At 66.6% G+C, this 16,031-nt stretch carries 17 protein-coding genes; 8 read left to right on the top strand and 9 right to left on the bottom strand.

The features are described from left to right. The first annotated feature begins 126 nt into the window (after positions 1–126). Positions 127–1,251, top strand: a complete 1,125-nt coding sequence (ftsY, locus tag LDO29_RS18890) for a signal recognition particle-docking protein FtsY (RefSeq protein WP_224081323.1) — start codon at positions 127–129, stop codon at positions 1,249–1,251. Positions 1,252–1,317: 66 nt separating this feature from the next. Here ftsY and maiA read toward each other — a convergent pair whose 3' ends face one another. Together maiA and LDO29_RS18880 are read right to left on the bottom strand one after the other, a co-directional pair. Beyond that, positions 1,318–1,965, bottom strand: a complete 648-nt coding sequence (gene maiA, locus LDO29_RS18885; protein ID WP_224081322.1) for a maleylacetoacetate isomerase — start codon at positions 1,963–1,965, stop codon at positions 1,318–1,320. Between the two features lie 4 nt (positions 1,966–1,969). After that, positions 1,970–2,671, bottom strand: coding sequence for a fumarylacetoacetate hydrolase family protein (locus tag LDO29_RS18880; protein ID WP_224081321.1), 702 nt, complete (start codon positions 2,669–2,671; stop codon positions 1,970–1,972). A 218-nt stretch (positions 2,672–2,889) separates the two neighbouring features. On the opposite strand from LDO29_RS18880, the gene LDO29_RS18875 reads away from it, so the two are divergent. The 5 genes from LDO29_RS18875 to ybiB all read left to right on the top strand — a co-directional run bounded on the left by LDO29_RS18875 (position 2,890) and on the right by ybiB (position 8,096). Then, entirely contained in the window at positions 2,890–3,543 is a 654-nt protein-coding gene (locus tag LDO29_RS18875) for an ANTAR domain-containing response regulator (RefSeq protein ID WP_224081320.1), read from the top strand. 347 nt (positions 3,544–3,890) lie between these two features. Continuing rightward, positions 3,891–5,204 (top strand): CmpA/NrtA family ABC transporter substrate-binding protein, encoded by a 1,314-nt coding sequence (locus LDO29_RS18870; protein WP_224081319.1) that lies wholly within the window; start codon positions 3,891–3,893, stop codon positions 5,202–5,204. A 52-nt stretch (positions 5,205–5,256) separates the two neighbouring features. Further along, entirely contained in the window at positions 5,257–6,159 is a 903-nt protein-coding gene (gene ntrB, locus LDO29_RS18865; RefSeq protein WP_224081318.1) for a nitrate ABC transporter permease, read from the top strand. Positions 6,160–6,190: 31 nt separating this feature from the next. Next, positions 6,191–6,994 carry an ABC transporter ATP-binding protein gene (locus tag LDO29_RS18860; protein ID WP_224081317.1) on the top strand — a complete coding sequence of 268 codons (804 nt, stop codon included), beginning with the start codon at positions 6,191–6,193 and terminating at the stop codon, positions 6,992–6,994. A 91-nt stretch (positions 6,995–7,085) separates the two neighbouring features. Then, complete coding sequence (gene ybiB / locus LDO29_RS18855; protein WP_224081316.1) at positions 7,086–8,096, top strand: DNA-binding protein YbiB; 1,011 nt, start codon at positions 7,086–7,088, stop codon at positions 8,094–8,096. A 19-nt stretch (positions 8,097–8,115) separates the two neighbouring features. On the opposite strand, the gene LDO29_RS18850 is transcribed toward ybiB, so the two are convergent. Further along, complete coding sequence (locus tag LDO29_RS18850; protein WP_224081315.1) at positions 8,116–8,991, bottom strand: pirin family protein; 876 nt, start codon at positions 8,989–8,991, stop codon at positions 8,116–8,118. 346 nt (positions 8,992–9,337) lie between these two features. Here LDO29_RS18850 and rpoH point away from each other — a divergent pair, with 346 nt between their 5' ends. Further along, entirely contained in the window at positions 9,338–10,267 is a 930-nt protein-coding gene (gene rpoH, locus LDO29_RS18845; RefSeq protein WP_396022689.1) for an RNA polymerase sigma factor RpoH, read from the top strand. An 87-nt stretch (positions 10,268–10,354) separates the two neighbouring features. On the opposite strand, the gene LDO29_RS18840 is transcribed toward rpoH, so the two are convergent. The 5 genes from LDO29_RS18840 to LDO29_RS18820 form a co-directional block, all read right to left on the bottom strand. Beyond that, positions 10,355–10,975 carry an SCO family protein gene (locus LDO29_RS18840; protein WP_224081313.1) on the bottom strand — a complete coding sequence of 207 codons (621 nt, stop codon included), beginning with the start codon at positions 10,973–10,975 and terminating at the stop codon, positions 10,355–10,357. A 136-nt stretch (positions 10,976–11,111) separates the two neighbouring features. Next, positions 11,112–12,047: a heme o synthase gene (gene cyoE / locus LDO29_RS18835; protein WP_224081312.1), complete on the bottom strand. Its 936-nt coding sequence runs from the start codon at positions 12,045–12,047 to the stop codon at positions 11,112–11,114. Beyond that, complete coding sequence (locus LDO29_RS18830; protein ID WP_224081311.1) at positions 12,044–13,147, bottom strand: COX15/CtaA family protein; 1,104 nt, start codon at positions 13,145–13,147, stop codon at positions 12,044–12,046. Before LDO29_RS18830 ends, cyoE begins: the two co-directional genes overlap by 4 nt. A gap of 21 nt (positions 13,148–13,168) precedes the next feature. Next, positions 13,169–13,825, bottom strand: a complete 657-nt coding sequence (locus LDO29_RS18825; RefSeq protein WP_224081310.1) for an SCO family protein — start codon at positions 13,823–13,825, stop codon at positions 13,169–13,171. Between the two features lie 73 nt (positions 13,826–13,898). Beyond that, complete coding sequence (locus LDO29_RS18820; protein WP_224081309.1) at positions 13,899–14,654, bottom strand: SURF1 family protein; 756 nt, start codon at positions 14,652–14,654, stop codon at positions 13,899–13,901. Positions 14,655–14,756: 102 nt separating this feature from the next. Here LDO29_RS18820 and LDO29_RS18815 point away from each other — a divergent pair, with 102 nt between their 5' ends. Further along, positions 14,757–14,966, top strand: a complete 210-nt coding sequence (locus LDO29_RS18815) for a twin transmembrane helix small protein (RefSeq protein WP_011296509.1) — start codon at positions 14,757–14,759, stop codon at positions 14,964–14,966. A gap of 120 nt (positions 14,967–15,086) precedes the next feature. Here the strand turns inward: LDO29_RS18815 and LDO29_RS18810 are convergent, their stop codons facing one another. Then, positions 15,087–15,947, bottom strand: a complete 861-nt coding sequence (locus LDO29_RS18810; RefSeq protein ID WP_224081308.1) for a cytochrome c oxidase subunit 3 — start codon at positions 15,945–15,947, stop codon at positions 15,087–15,089. Positions 15,948–16,031 lie beyond the last annotated feature (84 nt).

Genomic DNA, 16,031 nt, shown 5'->3' with positions numbered 1-16,031 from the left:
ACGCAAAAGCAGGCACGCACCACAACGAGAGGCGGGTGGCGTGCCGGAATATTGCGTAAGGCCTTGATGATTAACGGCGCCGCCGGACGGCGGCCGATCCTGACGGGGTATTGACCCCTTTCCCCAATGTTTAGTTTCTGGAAGAAGCGCAAGGCCGAGCCGGCCCCTGCGCCGGCAGAACCGCCCGCCGCGGCCCCGGCTCCCGCCCCGGCACCCTCCCCCGCCGCCAGCCCGGCCCAGTCCCTTGCCCCGTCTCCCGCGCCGGTAGTACCCGCTGCTTCGGCGCCGGTCGCCGCGCCGGCCGCATTGGAAGACATGGAGCTGACCCCACCGCCGGCGCAGACGGTGGAAGCCCGGCGTGGCTGGATGCAGCGCCTGCGCACCGGCCTGTCCAAGACCAGCCGGAACCTGAGCACGCTGTTCGTCGGCATGAAGGTCGACGAAGCCCTGTTCGAGGAACTGGAGACCGCCCTGCTGATGGCCGACGCCGGCGTCGAGGCAACCGAATACCTGCTCGGCGAGCTGCGCAAGCGCGTGCGCAGCGAGCGCATCGAATCGGCCGAAGGCGTCAAGGCCGCGCTGCGCGACCTGCTAGTGCAGCTGCTGCGCCCGCTGGAAAAGACCATGGCGCTGGGCCGCGAGCAGCCGCTGGTGATGATGATCGCGGGCGTCAACGGCGCCGGCAAGACCACCAGCATCGGCAAGCTGTGCAAGCACTTCCAGCACTACGGCCAGTCCGTGCTGCTGGCAGCCGGCGACACCTTCCGCGCCGCCGCGCGCGAGCAGCTCACCATCTGGGGCGAGCGCAACAACGTGACCGTGGTGGCGCAGGAGAGCGGCGACCCGGCCGCGGTGATTTTCGACGCGGTCAATGCGGCGCGCGCGCGCGGCATCGACATCGTGATGGCCGACACCGCCGGGCGCCTGCCCACGCAACTCCACCTGATGGAAGAGCTCAAGAAGGTCAAGCGCGTGATCAGCAAGGCCATGCCCACGGCCCCGCACGAGGTCCTGCTGGTGATAGATGCCAACACCGGCCAGAACGCGCTGGCGCAAACGCGCGCGTTCGACGACGCGCTCGGCCTTACCGGCCTGATCGTGACCAAGCTCGACGGTACCGCCAAGGGCGGCATCCTCGCGGCCATTGCGCGCCAGCGTCCGGTGCCGGTCTATTTCATTGGCGTCGGCGAGAAGGTGGAAGACCTGCAGCCGTTCAAGGCGGAGGAGTTTGCCGACGCGCTGCTCGGCTGATTGCGTCGCCCGAATAAGCAAACGCCCCGGTCCTGCCGGGGCATTTTTCATGGCTGAGCCCGCCAATCACTCCGCGTCGGGCTGTTCCTTCGGCTGCGCCTTCTGGAACGCCGGCAGTTCCATGCACGCTTCCTGGATCCGCGCGATGGTCGGGTAGCGGCTCACGTCGATATTGAAGCGCTGCGCGTTGAAGACCTGCGGCACCAGGCAGATGTCGGCCAGCGTCGGCGTATCGCCGAAGCAGAAGCGGCCGACCTTGCCCTGGCGTTCCAGGTTGGCCTCGACCGAGGCAAAGCCCAGTTCGATCCAGTGCCGGTACCACGCGTCCTTGGCCTCGTCGGCAACGCCCAGCGTGCGCTTGATGTACTTCAGCACGCGCAGGTTGTTCAGCGGATGGATCTCGCAGGCAACCTCCAGCGCCAGGCCGCGCACGTAGGCGCGGTCCAGTGCGGTGCCGGGCAGCAGCTTCGGCTCGGGATGGATCTCGTCCAGGTACTCGATCATGGCCACCGACTGCTGCAGCACCTGGCCATCGTCGAGCACCAGCGCGGGCACCAGGCCGTCCGGGTTCAGCGCCCGGAACTCGGGTAGCAGCTGCTGCCCCCCGTCCTTGAGCAGGTGCACCGGCACGTAGTCGTACGGCAGGCCCTTCAGCTCCAGCGCGATACGCACGCGATAGGACGCGGAGCTCCGGAAATAGCTGTAGAGCTTCATCGGATCAGACCACCTTGATGGTCAGGTCGCCCACGCCGCCGACATGGCACTGCATCACGTCGCCCTTGACCACCGGGCCCACGCCCTCGGGCGTGCCGCTGAAGATCACGTCGCCGGGCTGCAGTTCGAACAGCTTCGACAGGTACGACACCATTTCCGGCACCGACCAGATCAGGTCGGCCAGGTCGCCGCGCTGCTTTTCCACGCCGTTGACGGACAGCGTCACCTCGCCCTTCTCCGGATGGCCGATGGCCGACACCGGCACGATCGGGCCGATCGGCGCCGAGCGGTCGAAGGCCTTGCCGGTCTCCCAGGGGCGGCCGGTCTTCTTCGATTCGTTCTGCAGGTCGCGGCGCGTCATGTCCAGGCCCACGGCGTAGCCGAATACATGGCTGGCTGCCTGTTCCACCGGGATGTCCTTGCCGCCCTTGCCGATCGCCACGACCATTTCCACTTCATAGTGGACGTTGCTGGTGCCCGGTGGATACGGGAAGGCGCCCTCGGTGCCGTCCGCCACGTAGCTGACCGCATCCGACGGCTTGCAGAAGAAGAACGGCGGCTCGCGGTCGGGGTCCGAGCCCATTTCGCGGGCGTGGGCGGCGTAGTTGCGGCCGACGCAGTACACGCGGCGCACCGGGAAGCTAGCGTTGCTGCCGCGCACGGGCACGCCAACGGGTGCCGGCGGGGCAAAAACGAATTCGGTCATGCATCTCTCCAGACTTGTTCTGATATCTGTGCGCACGGGCGGCCGGTGTCGCCAGCAGACACCCCCCGGGGCGCAGCAGGGCAACAGGATACACCTGCCCGCCGGCCTGCGTACGACGGCATACAGTGAATACGGGTAAGCCCCTTATGTGCCCAGCGGCGTGCCGGAACGAATACCCGGCGCGGATCTTGCATGGTGCGAGGCAACCCACGATAGCCATGACCCGCCGCCACCCGTCCCCCTCTTCCAGCCAGTCCAGCCAGCCCCCTCAGGGCCCCGCACCGGGCAGCCGCACGCTGCGCATCCTGCTGGTGCGCGACCCGCATGACGTCGACCCGCTCAACGTCGAGACCATCCGCGGCGGGCTCCTCAGCGCCGGATTCACCGACATCCAGACCGTGGACGCCGACCTGCGCCTGCCCGACGTGATCGCGGCCAGCCAGCCGGACCTGATCATCATCGCCTCCGAATCCGCCGCGCGCGACACCGTGGAGCACGTGTGCGTGTCCACGCAGCACGCACCGCGCCCCATCGTACTGTTCACCGACAACGACGACGCGCAGCGCATCAAGGCTGCGCTGTCGGCCGGCATCACGGCCTATATCGTCGACGGCCTGCGCGCCGAGCGCGTCAAGACCGTGCTGGACGTCGCCTACGCCCGCTTCGAGCTGGACCAGCAGCTGCGCGCCGAACTCGATGCCACGCGCCTGAAGCTGGCCGAGCGCAAGGTGGTCGAGCGCGCCAAGGGCCTGCTGATGCAGGCGCGCGGCATCACCGAGGACGAGGCCTACAAGCGCCTGCGCAGCATGGCAATGGAGCGCGGCCTGAAGCTGGTGGACGCGGCCCAGCGCGTGATCGACGTGATGGGCTGAGCATCCGCACGCGGTGCGGCTCCGGCACGCCGCTGGTGCAATGCACAAATCTGGCGCTGGTGAATGACAGCGGCACTCCCTCCCGGCCCGGCCTGCGCGGCCGGCGGGCACGACTCACCCCGGATTCCCGTTTTTGCCCCCTGCACAGGCCGTCCAGGCCGCCACTGAGCCTGGCACAGCCATTGCGTTATCCGCGCATCGGCCAACGAGGGCCGATCACAACTCAGGCGGGTACGGCCAACGCGGGCCGCGCCACGCCATGGACAACGGCGTCCCGGGCTGCACCCGTCTTCTGGCGAACGCGGGCTGCGGATCGGGACGCTTTTGCTTTTTCTCGGAGCCCAGCAATGCCCTCTCGCCTCAGGAATGCCAAGCCGCTGCCCGCCGCGGTCGATGCCAACCTCGCCACTGCCGACGCGGCACCGGCCAGCAGCGGCCGCCGCCGCGCGCTGGCCACCATTGCCGGGGCCAGCGTGATGACCCTGGTCGATCCGCTGGTGCGCGCCGGCGCATGGGCGGCAGGTTCGGACGCGCCGGAGAAGCCCGAGGTGCGCATCGGCTTCATCCCGCTGACAGACTGCGCCTCGGTGGTCATGGCGGCGACGCTGGGGCTCGACAAGAAGTACGGCATCAAGATCACGCCGACCAAGGAAGCGTCCTGGGCAGGCGTGCGCGACAAGCTGGTCAATGGCGAGCTCGACGCCGCCCACGTGCTGTACGGCCTGGTCTATGGCGTGCAGCTGGGCATCGGTGGCCCGAAAAAGGACATGGCCGTGCTGATGAGCCTGAACCACAACGGACAGGCCATCACGCTGTCGTCCAAGCTGGCCGAGAAGGGGGCGAAAGACAGCGCCAGCCTGAGAGCGCTGATGAGCAAGGAAAAGCGCGACTACACCTTCGCCCAGACCTTCCCGACCGGCACGCACGCCATGTGGCTGTACTACTGGCTGGCCGCCAACGGCATCAACCCGATGCAGGACGCCAAGGCCATCACCGTGCCGCCGCCGCAGATGGTGGCCAATATGCGCGTGGGCAATATGGACGGCTTCTGCGTGGGCGAGCCATGGGGCGCACGCGCCATTGCCGACAAGATCGGCTTTACGGCGGAGACCACGCAGGCGATCTGGAAGGACCATCCCGAGAAAACGCTCGGCACCACCGCCGAGTTCGTGCAGAAGAACCCGAACACGGCGCGCGCCATGGTGGCGGCGATCCTGGAGGCGTCGAAGTACATCGACGCGTCGGCCTCGAACCGCCGCAAGACGGCCGAGACCATCGCCGCCAAGTCCTACGTCAACACCGATATGGACATCATCCTGGACCGCATGCTGGGCCGCTACAGCAATGGCCTGGGCAAGACCTGGGATGATCCCGACGCCATGAAGTTCTACCAGGACGGCTCGGCCAACTTCCCGTTCCTGTCGGATGGGATGTGGTTCCTGACGCAGCACAAGCGCTGGGGCCTGCTCAAGACCCATCCCGACTATCTCGCGGTGGCAAAGCAGGTCAACCGCATCGACCTCTACAAGCAGGCCGCCGCGGCGGCGCAGGTGCCGCTGCCCAAGAGCGACTTCCGCACCGCGAAGCTGATCGACGGCGTGGTGTGGGATGCCACCAAGGACCCGAAGGCCTACGCCGACGGCTTCAAGATCAAGGCCTGACACGCAGGCCATCGCCATCGTTTCGGATTGCCCCTGAACCAAGGAGCCAGACGTGAATGCCATCGCCAGACCCGTGCCGGAAGGCGCCACCCGCTTGCAGGCCGACCCAGATTCCAGTGAGCGCGCGCGGCGCCGCGCGCTGGAGATCGAAGCCCAGGCACGCCGCGCCGAACGCCGCGAGGCGCTCAGCACCTTCGTGCTCAAAGGCGTGCCGCCGCTGCTGGGCTTTGCGCTGTTCGTGCTTGCCTGGCACGGCATCGCCACCCTGATCCCGGCGCTGCCGACACCAGGCGCCACCTGGAATGCAGCCGCGCCGCTCTTCAGCGACCCGTTCTATCGCAATGGCCCCAATGACCAGGGCATCGGCTGGAACGTGCTGGCGTCGCTCGCGCGCGTCGGGGCGGGCTTCGGGCTCGCGGCGCTGGTCGGCATTCCGGCCGGCTTCGTGCTCGGGCGCTTCGCCTTCCTGAACGCGATGGCATCGCCGGTGATCAGCCTGCTGCGGCCGGTGTCGCCGCTGGCGTGGCTGCCGATCGGGCTGCTGCTGTTCAAGGCCGCCAATCCTGCCGCGATCTGGGCCATCTTCATCTGCTCGATCTGGCCGATGGTGATCAATACCGCAGTCGGCGTCACCCGCGTGCCGCAGGACTACCTGAACGTGGCGCGCGTGCTGGACCTTTCCGAATGGAAGGTGTTCACGCGCGTGCTGTTCCCGGCCGTGCTGCCGTACATGCTGACCGGCGTGCGGCTGTCGATCGGCACGGCATGGCTCGTCATCGTGGCGGCCGAGATGCTAACTGGCGGCACCGGCATCGGCTTCTGGCTGTGGGACGAGTGGAACAACCTGAAGGTCGAGCACATCGTCATTGCCATCTTCGTGATCGGCGTCATCGGCCTGCTGCTGGAGCATGCGCTGCTGGCGCTGGCCCGGCGCTTCAGCTACGGCAGCAACTGACCGCGCCGCGCGCAAACCAACGGAAACCGCCATGGAAAAGTTCGTCAGCATCGAAAACGTCGGGCAGACCTTCAGGACGCGCAAGGGGCCGTTCGTGGCGCTGCGCGACATCAACCTGCAGATCGCGCAGGGGGAGTTCATCACGCTGATCGGCCATTCGGGCTGCGGCAAGTCCACGCTGCTGAACCTCGTCGCGGGCCTGGCCACGCCGACCAGCGGGGGGCTGATCTGCGCGGGCCGGGAAATCTCCGGGCCCGGACCCGAACGCGCCGTAGTGTTTCAGAACCACTCGTTGCTGCCGTGGATGACCTGTTTCGACAACGTCCACATCGGCGTGGAACGCGTGTTCGGCGGCAAAGAAAGCAAGGCGCAGCTCAAGGCGCGTACACATGACGCGCTGGCGCTGGTGGGCCTGACCCACGCGGAAGGGAAATTCCCGCACGAGATCTCGGGTGGCATGAAGCAGCGCGTGGGTATTGCGCGTGCGCTCGCCATGGCACCCAAGGTGCTGCTGATGGACGAACCCTTCGGCGCGCTCGACGCGCTCACTCGGGCACACCTGCAGGATGCCTTGCTGAAGATCGTGGAGCGGACCCGCAGCACCGTGGTCATGGTCACGCACGACGTGGACGAGGCTGTGCTGCTGGCCGACCGCATCGTGATGATGACCAACGGCCCGGCGGCCACGATCGGCGAGATCCTCAGCGTCGGCCTGCCGCGGCCGCGCGACCGCGTGGCGCTGGCCGAGGACAAGGACTATCACGCCTGCCGCACGGCGGTGCTGGATTTCCTCTACCGCAAGCAGCGCAACCCGGCCTTGCAGGAAGCGGCCTGAACGGCCACGGACGCGCCCGCCGCCATGGGCGTGGCGGCGGCGCTCCGCTATCATGAAGCGAGACCTCCAATCACCCCAACGCTGCCCGCCCATGACCACATCGACCGCCACACCTGCCACGGGCCCCTTCACCGCGGCCCGCTACATCAAGGAAATCGGCCGCGGCGTGAACGGCGCCCGCGCGCTGCCGCGCGAAGACGCGCAAACCCTGTTCGACGCCATGCTGGCCGGTCGCGTGTCGGACCTGGAGCTGGGCGCGGTGCTGATGGCCTACCGCATCAAGGGCGAGGCCCCGCACGAGCTGGCCGGCATGCTCGAGGCCGCGCACGCGCACTGCCGGCCGCTGGCCGCGCCGGGCGACCGCCAGGTGGTGGTCATCCCGAGCTACAACGGCGCGCGCAAGCAGCCCAACCTGGTGCCGCTGCTGGCCCTGTTGCTGGCACGCGAAAATATCCCGGTGCTGGTGCACGGTTCGCGCGTGTTTCAGGGCCGCGTGACGAGCCTGACCCTGTTCGAAGCGCTCGGCGTACCGTTGTGTACCTCCACCGATGAGGCCGCCGCGCGCCTGCGCGATGGCGACGGCGCCAACGGGCCGCTGGCAGTCGTGCCGGTGGATGTGCTGTCGCCGGGCCTGTCTCAGCTGTTGGACCGACGCAATGTCATCGGCCTGCGCAACTCGTCGCACACCGTGGCCAAGATGCTGCAGCCGGTCGGCGCGCATTCGCCGGCCGAGGCGCTGCGCCTGTACAGCTATACGCATCCCGAGTACCGCGAAACGCTGACTGACTATTTCTCGCATGAGCCGGCCAATGTGCTGCTGGCGCGCGGCACAGAAGGCGAGGTGGTGGCCGATGCACGCCGCGGCAGCCGCATCGACTGGCTGCACGATGGCCACCAGCAAACCATCGTCGACCCGACCAGTGGTTCGATCGCCGATGTGCCGGAACTGCCGCAGGGCAGCGACGTGCCGGACACGGCGGCCTGGACGCGCAAGGTGCTGGACGGCGCGGTGCCGGTACCCGGCCCGATCGCCACGCAGGTGCGCGCCATCCAGGAGTGCCTGCGCCAGGGCACGCGCGTAGCCTGGGCCAGTCCGCTCTGACCGGCGCCAAGTCCGCCCCTCAGGGCTTGCGGGGCGGCAGCGGAATGCGTTCGGTTTCGCCGGGGACGTGCGGGAACTGGTCGTCCTCCCAGCGCTGCGATGCGGCTTCGATCGCCTCTTTGCTGCTGGCCACGAAGTTCCAGAAGATATGGCGCCGCCCGTCGGTGGGATCGCCGCCCAGCAGCATCACGCGCGATGGCACGGTGGCGGTCAGCGTGACCGTCTGGCCGGGCGCGAGCACCACCATATGCTCTGCCGGCAGCACCTCCGCGTCGAGTGCAACACTGCCGTCAACCGGGTAGATGCCCCGCTCGGCATGCTCGGGCGGGATCTCCAGGCTTGCACCGGCATCCATCTCGATCGCCACATACAGCGTGCGGCTGAATACCTTGACCGGGGAAGTCTTGCCGAAGGCATCTCCGGCAATCACCGTCATGCGCACGCCAGGCAGCTCGATCTTGGGCAGCGTGGCGCCCGGATGATGAAAGAACGACGGCTCCACGGTCTCATGGCCCTTCGGCAGCGCCACCCAGGTCTGGATGCCATGCAGGCGCGCGCCCGCCTTGCGCACGGATTCGGGCGAGCGCTCGGAATGGACGATGCCGTTTCCGGCGGTCATCCAGTTCACGTCACCGGGACGGATGAGCTGTTCGCTGCCGAGACTGTCCCGGTGCATGATCTCCCCATCGAACAGGTACGTGACCGTTGCCAGGCCGATATGAGGATGCGGACGCACATCCGCGCCCTGCCCGGGTGGCAGCGTCACCGGGCCCATATGATCGAAGAAGATGAACGGGCCGACCGTCTGGGTAGCCGCCGCGGGCAGCAGCCGGCGCACGGTGAAATCGCCCAGGTCTCGCACGTGAGGCTTGAGCAAGTGTTCGATGGCAGACATAGGTCCTCCGGGTCGTGAGGCAGGCTCTTGTGGGCTGTGGCGGTGCTCGCGCCAGCACTGTCAGTGTAGCGGGTGGCGTAATACAGTATCCCGCCTGACAGTGCGAACCGAGAAGGCCGGCCGGTCTCTAACCAGAGGTGTCCGGCTTGCCGATGTGCAGCGTGAGTATCTTGATAGATATAAGGCTATTCAAAGATAGATGACAATCATCAGGAACTATCGACGCCTTAGGAACTCCAATTAGCACTCACCCGGCTTGAGTGCTAAGATGTGTTGCAATGCCGTGCCTTCCCACCCGGATCGGCACGCCGGCAACCGAACCGCCGGATGCGAAAGGAGCAATTGAGTGAACGCAGTCTTGTCTGCCGACCAAACCCTGATGAACAGCCGTCTGCCGACGGCGCCCAAGCAGGCCGGAAGCTTTGCATTGACCTTCCCGGCCACCGTGGGCAACCTGGAAAGCTATATCCAGGCCGTACACCGCATTCCCCTGCTCACCGCGGAGGAAGAGCAACGCCTCGCGCGCGAACTGCGCGACCATGATTCCGTCGACGCCGCACGCCAGATGGTGATGTCCCATCTGCGCTTGGTGGTGTCGATCGCACGCCAGTACCTGGGATACGGGCTGCCGCACGCCGACCTGATCCAGGAAGGCAATATTGGCCTGATGAAGGCCGTGAAGCGCTTCGACCCGGACCAGGGCGTACGCCTGGTGTCGTACGCGATGCACTGGATCAAGGCCGAGATCCACGAATATGTGCTGAAGAACTGGCGCATGGTCAAGGTGGCGACCACCAAGGCCCAGCGCAAGCTGTTCTTCAACCTGCGCAGCCACAAGCAGGGCTCCCACACCTTCACGCCGGAGCAGATCGAAGCCGTCGCGCGCGACCTCAACGTCAAGCCCGAAGAAGTGATGGAGATGGAAACCCGCCTGTCGGGTGGCGATCTCGCGCTCGAAGGCCAGGTCGACGATGGCGAGGAAGAGTTCGCCCCGATCGCCTACCTGGCGGACAACCACAACGAACCCACGCGCGTGCTGGAAGCCAAGCGCCAGGACCGCATGCAGGTCGAGGGGCTGGAAGAGGCGCTGACGCGCCTGGACGCACGCAGCCGCCGCATCATCGAAGCGCGCTGGCTGAATGTCGAGGACGACGGCTCGGGTGGTGCCACGCTGCATGAGCTGGCCGATGAATTCGGCGTGTCGGCCGAGCGGATCCGCCAGATCGAGGCGGCGGCGATGAAGAAGATGAAGGGGGCGTTGCAGGCGTTTGCCTGATCGCTTCCGGCGCCTGGTTATCCGCAGGCACCATGCAAAAGGCCGGTCCACTCGACCGGCCTTTTTTTCGTGCTGTCGCCGCCCCGCTCAGGACAGCAGCTGCTTGATATCGTGAGCAATCGGCTCCGGCCCCTGCCCATGCCGGATGAACAGCCTCAACCGCCCTTCCGTATCAAACACATAGCTACCCGCCGAGTGATCCATCGTGTAGTTGTTCGGCGACGTACCCGGCACCTTCGCGTAGTACACCTTGAAGTCCTTGGCCACCTTCTGCAGCGCGGCATCATCGGCCGGCCGCATTCCGAGGAAACGCGGGTCGAAGGCCGGCACGTACTGCGCCAGCAGCGCCTGCGTATCGCGCTCCGGATCCACCGTGACGAACAGCACCTGGACCTTGTCGGCGTCCGGCCCGAGTTGCTCCATCACCGCCTTGAGCTCAGCCATGGTGGTCGGACAGACATCCGGGCAATGCGTGTAGCCGAAGAACATCACAACGACCTTGCCCTTGAAGTCGGCAATCGTGCGGACTTTGCCGTTGTGGTCGGTCAGCGAGAAGTCCTTGCCGAACTCTGCCCCGCCGCTGATGTCGACGTTGCGGAACGAGGCCTTCTGCTGGCCACAGGCGGCAAGGGCCAGGGCGAGGAAGGCCAGCGCCGCAAAGCGGCGGAACGAGGCAAGAAGGCCGTGGGATTGGCTTGGCTTGGTCATGCGAGATCGGAAGTCGGGGGCGCCGGCAGGGCAGCTGCGACGCGCGATGGCGAGGGCAGCACACAGTATCGCCTATCCGTGCCCGGCATCGCCGCGGCCGCGACAAGATGTCGCAGGCCGCGAACATCGAGGCCGCTCAGACCTGGGGCACGAACTTGAAGTAGTGATCGACCAGCAGCACCGCGAACAGCAGCGACAGGTAGAGGATCGAGAAACGGAAAGTGCGCTGCGCCAGTTCGTCCGAGTAGTTGCAGTACAGCGTCCACGAATATTTCAGGAACCAGGCGCCCAGCACCAGCGCGCTGGCCAGGTAGATGTAGCCGCTCATGCCGTAGACGAACGGCAGCAGCGTCGCGGCGATCATGACCAGCGTGTACAGCAGGATGTTGAGCAGCGTGTACTTCTCGCCGTGCGTGATCGGCAGCATCGGCAGCCCGGACTTGGCGTAGTCCGCGCGGCGGTACAACGCCAGCGCCCAGAAGTGCGGCGGGGTCCAGGTGAAGATGATCAACACCAGGAACCAGGCCTCGGCCGGCACGTCGTTGGCCACGGCTGCCCAGCCCAATGCCGGCGGCATGGCGCCCGACAGTCCACCGATGACGATGTTCTGCGGCGTGGCCGGCTTGAGCAGGATGGTGTAGACGACGGCATAGCCCAGGAAGGTGGCGAAGGTCAGCCACATCGTCAGGTCGTTGGCGAACACGTGCAGCAGCCACATACCGGCGCCACCCAGGATGGCCGAGAAGATCAGCGTCTGGGTGGTGGTGATCTCGCCAGTGGCCGACGGGCGCCAGGCCGTGCGGCGCATCAGCGCGTCGATCTTCTGCTCGACCAGGCAGTTGATGGCGAACGCGGCCCCGGCCAGCAGCCAGATGCCTGCGGCGCCGCCGATCAGTACGCGCCAGGGCACCATGCCCGGCGTGGCCAGGAACATGCCGATGATGGCGCAGAACACCGCGAGCTGCGTCACGCGCGGCTTGGTCAGGGCGGCATACTGGCGGACCAGGTGACGCACCCGGCCTACGGGATGGGATTGTGTTGCGGTTGCCACGGGAGGGAGTTTGTCTTTCATGTGGCGCGAGCGGCAGTCGGCACGCTGGAAGCAGCGCCGGCGGGCCGGGTCGCGAGCCCTATATTGTAGTTGAGTCGCACCAGCAGCAGCAGGAGCACCGCGGCCCCTCCGTTGTGCGCGACGGCGGCCACCAGCGGCCAGTCCAGTACGATGTTCGATAGACCGGTGGCGAGCTGCAGCGCCAGCACGGCCAGCAGCCAGCACGACGCGCCGCCAAGCCCTTCCAGCCTGCGTGCACGCAGGCCGAACCACGCCAGGTAGCCCAGCACGACCACGGCAAAGCAGCGGTGCACCCAGTGGATGGCCACCAGTGCCGCGTGCGGAATGTAGTCGCCATCAGCGGTCATGCCGAGCTGGCGCCACAGCGTGAAGCCGTGCGTGAAATCCATCTCCGGCACGAGCTGGCCATTGCACAGCGGGAAATCCGTACACGCCATCACCGCGTAGTTGGTGCTGACCCATCCTCCCAGGAAAATCTGGATCACCAGCAGCAGCAGCGCCACGCGCGCCGGCCAGCGCAGCGCTCCCGCCTGCGGCGCCACAGGGTGCGGCGGATCATTGCGCGAGCCGAGCCAGATCAGCGCCGCCAGCAGGCTCATGCCGAGCAGCAGGTGCGTGACGACGATGATGGGCTGCAGCTTCATCGTCACGGTAAAGGCACCGAACGCACCCTGCACGCATACCAGCAGCAGCACGCCGGTGGCAAACCACGGCGACTGCTTCAGCTCCTTGCGCTTGACCCACGCCAGCACCATCAGCGTGATGATCAGCACGCCCACCGCCATGGCGAAATAGCGGTGGATCATCTCGATCCACGCCTTGGCGAGCGTGACCGGGCCGCTCGGCAGCGCAGTCTCGGCGGCGTGGATCGGCTCCATGGCCGCATGCGGGTTGGAATGGCCGTAGCAGCCCGGCCAGTCCGGGCAGCCGAGGCCGGAATCGGTCAGCCGCGTAAAGCTGCCGAACATGATCAGGTCCAGCGTCAGGAACGCGGTGATCCAGACCAGCTTGCGGTACTTGTTGCGGTCGCCGCGGACCAGGACATACGAGATCGGGAACAGCGCGATCAGGATGCCGATGATGGCGAGTTGAAGCAGCATGCGTGTCGTCCCTCAGGCCCCTCAGCCGATGCGCGAGACCCGGAGCAGCTTCTTGAGGTCGCCGCTCATCTTCTTGGGATCAGGGTCTTTCGGGAAGCGCATCATCAGGTTGCCAAGCGGATCGACCAGGAAGATGGTGTCTTCGATTCGGCTGCCCTCGGCAGCAGGCAGCCATTGCCGCGCCACATCAGGCGGAATACGCAGGAAGCGCACGCCGGCATAGGGCTCGTTGTAGGCCGCGGACAATCGCTCATCGACGGCGCCCTCGTCCGTGATCAGCCAGACCGGCACAATGCGCTCGCGATCCTGGCCCTGGCCCGCGCGGATCTGGCGGATGGTGAAGAGCTTCTTCGCACAGGCTTCATCGCAGGCCGACGGGTCGGCCGTCACCAGCAGCCACTTGCCGCGGAAGCTTTCGAGCGGCACGGCCTCGGCGCGCTCGTTGGCGACGCGCACGGCCGGCATCGGACGCTGCGGATCGATCAGCGCGCCGTAGTTGGTAGCGCCGCCGGTCGGCTTGAAGACGTAGAAGGTCAGGTAGGACGCAATCACCGGCGATGCGCACACCAGCAACAGCAGCAGCATCTGGATGCGGCCGCGGCGCGTGCGCGCGTCGATGCGCGAGTCCGGCGGAGATGCCGTGCCGGCCGGGGCCGGGGCGGAGTCTTGGTGTGGCATGCGTACGTCTGTCGTTCGTTTGTCGTGGCGCCCGCCCGGTGGCGCGCGCCTGTTGTCCGTGGCCTGATGGCCGTCAAGTGGGTCCTGCGCTGGCAAGCCGGCGCGCGCGGCGCCAACCCAGCACGATCAGCAGCACCAGCGTCAGCGCGGCCAGCCCGAACCACTGGAAGGCATAGCCGTAGTGCCGGTCGGCCCCGAGGTCGGCCGGCGCCCAGTCGCGCGCGAGGCCGTCGCCGGTGTCGGTGCGCTGCTCGATCACAAGCGGCTGCAACGCCATGCCGGTTTCTGCTGCATAGGCGGCCAGGTCCACGTTCTGGCGAATCCTGTGACCGGCTTCCGCGCTGGCAGGCTGGCCGAGGCTATAGACCTTGGGCACAGCCGCGAGTGCCGTGCCTTCGATGGTCACCTCGCCGGCCGGCGTCGGGAATGGCGCAATACGCGTGCGGTCCTGGGCATCGCGCGGCAGCCAGCCACGCAATATCAGCACGCTGCGCGCGGCGCCACCGTCACTCCGGATCTGCAGGGGCGTGAGCACCAGGAAGCCGGCGCGGCTGTCGGTGCCATTGCCGTGGGGGCGATTATCCAACAAGACGGTCCGGTCTGCCTCAAAACGGCCGGTCACGCGCACGGTGCGGTCGGCCAGGGGACCCGGCGGGGGCGCGGAGGTCAGCGTCACCGGCGTCTGCGCGGCCAGCATCTGCAGCCGTTCGGCGCGCGCGAGCTTCTCGTGCGCGCGGTTGAGCTGCCAGTTGCCCAGCGCGCATGTCACTGCGATCACCACCGCGGCCGCAGCGGTCGGCACGGGGCTGAGGGCACGCCAGAACTTCATCGGAAGACTCCGGCCGGCAGGTATCGTGCGATGCCGGCGATGCGATAATGGCACTTTCCGCCAACGAGCCCGCGGCACGTACCGCGGCCAGCCTGCCCCGCCATGCGCTTTGTCATCATCGTCGCCTTTCTCCTGATCATCGGCAGCCTGGCCTCGGCCCTGTTCTTCATGATGCGCGACCGCGGCAGGACGCCGAACATGATGCGCTCGCTGATGTTCCGCGTAGGCTTCTCGGTGGCGCTGTTCCTGTTCATCCTGTTCTCGCACTGGATGGGCTGGATCCACAGCACCGGCATCCGCATGAATCCGTAGATTCCGGAAACCGCAAAAAAACAAGCGCCGCAGGCTGGTTCCCCTCCTGCGGCGCTTCTGTTTTGTGGTCCCGCGGCGCAAGGCGCTTCGGGCCTTCCGCCGGGTACGACAAATTGCTGCTTACAGCCAGTACACCACGACGTAGAGGAACAGCCACACCACGTCAACGAAGTGCCAGTACCAGGCGGCGCCTTCGAACGCGAAGTGGTGCTCGGGCGTGAAATGGCCCTTGAGCACGCGGATCAGCACCACGGTCAGCATGATCGCGCCCATGGTCACGTGGAAGCCGTGGAAACCGGTCAGCAGGAAGAACGTGGAGCCGTAGACGCCCGAGGTGAGCTTCAGGTTCAGCTCCGAGTAGGCGTGCATGTATTCGTAGGCCTGCAGGCACATGAAGATCGCGCCCAGCAGGACGGTCAGCACCATGCCCTGGATCACCTGGCTGCGCTTGCCGGCCAGCAGCGCGTGGTGCGCCCAGGTCAGCGTCAGGCCCGACATCAGCAGCAGTGCGGTGTTGATGGTCGGGATCGGCCACGGGCCCATGGTCTGGAAGCTTTCCACCACGCCGGCCGGACCGGTGTTGGGCCACACGGCGGCAAAGTCGGGCCACAGGATCTTGTTGTCGAGATCGCCCAGCCACGGCATGGCGATGGTGCGGGCATAGAACAGCGCGCCGAAGAACGCTGCGAAGAACATCACTTCGGAGAAGATGAACCAGCCCATCGACCAGCGGAACGACAGGTCGATGTTCTTGCCATACATGCCACCTTCGGATTCGCTGATGGCGTCGCCAAACCAGCTCTTGAGCACGAACAGGAACCACAGCAGGCCGAAGCCGCACAGGTACGGCGCCCAGTGCTGTCCGTTCACCCAGCCGGCAGCGCCGGCGCCGGTCATCAGCAGGCCGAAGCTTGCCGTGATCGGGTGGCGCGACGGTCCCGGTACGAAGTAGTACGGAGCGTTTGCGCGATTCGCACTCATTCTTTTATCTCCAGCTCAGAGTCTTGGTTCAATCGTTATCGGCGCGTCCGGCTTGCCTTGCCTCCCTGGCTGCCGGCGCGCACT

The organism is Cupriavidus laharis (genome assembly GCF_914271435.1).
Lineage (GTDB): Bacteria > Pseudomonadota > Gammaproteobacteria > Burkholderiales > Burkholderiaceae > Cupriavidus > Cupriavidus laharis.
This window is presented reverse-complemented; position numbering and strand designations above follow the sequence as displayed.